At 62.1% G+C, this 435-nt stretch carries 1 protein-coding gene; it reads right to left on the reverse strand.

The features are described 5' to 3' along the window. The coding region (locus CXK96_RS20585; RefSeq protein ID WP_258005608.1) for a tRNA-uridine aminocarboxypropyltransferase at positions 1-435 on the reverse strand (435 nt) is incomplete at both ends.

The following is a 435-nucleotide window of genomic DNA, read 5'->3' on the forward strand; positions in this document are numbered from 1 at the left end:
CTAGGGCCTTCCAGAATGTTCAGTGCTGCAACGATCGCCTCAATCGTGGACAGCGCACCGGGCATGGGGGCCTTGCGCAAGCGATAGCGCGAAGTCAGGCCATCTGGCAGCGCCACACGCGGCAGCGCGGCTACCCATGGATTGATGTGAAGGATCTTGCGCGCCTTGCGCCAGGTGCCGTCCGGCACGATCAGACGTATGGGGCGCCCGATAGCGGCAAGCGTGCTGATCGGTACGGCACCCTCGCCGGGAAACAGCAGGTAGCTCCGTTCGTTGCCGTCAGAGTCGTCCTCAAAGCATTCACCGACTTCCAGCTGTGCATTGCGCAACCCCAGTACCGCCAACCGCGCTGTATTCAGCGCATGGCTCGCTTCGTTGGAATGCTGAAGAACGAGCACTCGGGTGCGACTATCCAGCGTCGGTATCAGCGCACAC

The sequence above is a fragment of the Stutzerimonas stutzeri genome, assembly GCF_002890895.1.
GTDB lineage: Bacteria > Pseudomonadota > Gammaproteobacteria > Pseudomonadales > Pseudomonadaceae > Stutzerimonas > Stutzerimonas stutzeri_AB.